General features: G+C 66.7%; 1 protein-coding gene. It reads left to right on the top strand.

Annotated features, from left to right (window positions below; translation table 11 throughout):
- Positions 1–52: 52 nt before the first annotated feature.
- A protein-coding gene (locus SREC43747_RS20875) for an IS5 family transposase (RefSeq protein ID WP_152528485.1) occupies positions 53–867 on the top strand; the annotation gives its coding sequence in 2 pieces (ribosomal slippage) (positions 53–395 and positions 395–867; 816 coding nt in all).
- The last annotated feature ends 12 nt before the right edge of the window (positions 868–879 follow it).

Below are 879 nucleotides of genomic sequence, written 5' to 3'. Positions count from 1 at the left end.
AGAGCGTGTCTCGTTTGGATCTTGATCGGTGTTCAGGGCAAGATCATCGTCTGTGGTTGATGCGTTGTCACAGCGGTTGGTTCCCGACGAGCTCTGGGAGCTGGTCGAGCCGCTGATTCCACAGGCTGGAGAGCGCCCGCAGGGTGGTGGGCGGGCACCGGCGGATGCACGCAAGGTGTTCACCGCGATCGTGTATGTGCTCACCAGCGGGTGTGCCTGGCGGTGGTTACCGCCGTCGTTCGGGGTGAAAGTGCCCACCGCGCATCGATGGTTTCTGCGATGGACCGAGGCCGGATTGTGGGCCCGGATCCACCGGGGGGTGCTCGACGAGCTGGGCAGTCAAGGGCTGATCGACTGGTCCCGGGCCGTGGTGGATGCCGCCGCGGTGCGGGCGAAAAGGGGGGCGCTATGACCGGACCGAATCCGGTCGACCGAGGCAAGCCGGGCTCGAAGCTGCATGTGCTCACCGACCGGGGCGGACTGCCCCTGGCCACCGGCATTTCCGCGGCCACCACCCCGGACGGGTTCGCTGTCAAGCCCTTGGTGGGCGCCATCCCCGCGATCCGGTCCCGCCGCGGACCTCGCCGCCGCAAGCCCGGCAAGCTGCACGGCGACAAGGCATACAACAGTGCCGAACGCCGAGTCTGGTTGCAGCGACGGGGAATTGTGCCCCGCCTGGCTCGCATCGGCATCGAGACCAGCCAGAAACTGGGCCGCCACCGCTGGGTCGTCGAACGCAGCATCGCCTGGCTGGCCGGTTACCGACGCCTGACCATCCGCTACGAACGCCGCGCCGATGCCTTCAAAGGCTTCCTCGCCCTCGCCGCCGCACTGACCTGCTTCAAGAAGCTCAAACAAGCCAAGTGAGACACGCTCTAA

Origin of the sequence: Saccharopolyspora rectivirgula DSM 43747, from assembly GCF_000497205.1 — a bacterium.
In the GTDB taxonomy this organism is placed as follows: Bacteria; Actinomycetota; Actinomycetes; order Mycobacteriales; family Pseudonocardiaceae; genus Saccharopolyspora; species Saccharopolyspora rectivirgula.
The sequence above is the reverse complement of the archived record's forward strand: the minus strand, read 5'-3'. Positions and strand labels throughout refer to the sequence as shown.